Origin of the sequence: Chelativorans intermedius, assembly GCF_025398255.1 — a bacterium.
Taxonomy (GTDB): domain Bacteria; phylum Pseudomonadota; class Alphaproteobacteria; order Rhizobiales; family Rhizobiaceae; genus Chelativorans; species Chelativorans intermedius.
The window spans coordinates 1-683 of record NZ_JAODNW010000100.1 but is presented as its reverse complement, the minus strand read 5'-3'; the positions used below and the strand labels follow the sequence as shown (position 1 = coordinate 683).

1 protein-coding gene is annotated in these 683 nt (G+C 63.3%); it reads right to left on the bottom strand.

Going from position 1 to position 683, the window contains the following annotated elements; all coding sequences use genetic code 11:
- On the bottom strand, positions 1-599 hold a 599-nt coding region (locus NYR58_RS20500), incomplete at its 3' end, for a DUF1419 domain-containing protein (RefSeq protein WP_261522959.1).
- Positions 600-683: the final 84 nt, after the last annotated feature.

Genomic DNA, 683 nt, shown 5'->3' with positions numbered 1-683 from the left:
CACGCGGCCTCGGCGAGCGGCAGGTGGCGTAGATGGACGGGAAGCTTTTCCGAGATCTGCACGTCGGTCAGATGATCCAGCAGCGCGAAGCTGCTTCCATGCCTGCCATAGACGATGATGGTGCGCTGGCCCCGATGCTCGGGGCGGAAACCCGCCCCGGCATAGCCGCGATACCGGTCCTCGGTGGCGCTCCAGATGTGCTCGATGCGCTCCTCGCGGGTCATCGCCTTGACCGGGCGGCGCTCCCGCTCGACGATCGCGTCGCGCATCTCGACGGGCGAACCCGGCCGGGCGAGATCGCAATAGGCATGGAAGTAGCGGTCCGCCTCATTGATGCGCAGCGCATAGAACACGCTGGTGATGCTGCCGGTCAGGAATTCGCCCAGGGCGAACATTTCTCCGCGCATCCAGAGCGGCGGCAGGATATCGAGCATGTAATCGTGTTCGGGTCGGGCGATTTCGAACCATTCGCCCGCGAACAGGGCGCCGTCGTCGTTCTGCCAGCGGTTGGGGCGCTGGGCGTGGCGATCGAACAGACGGAACATCTGCCGGCGATCGGCAATCCCGAAATAGACCTTGCGAATGGGAGAGAGGGTCATGGGTGGGCTCCTATGATGCTTGTCCAGCGGAAAGTGGTCTTTCCGCGAAGGTGTATGTTGTGAAGTCCTCGAAGACCCACTTGT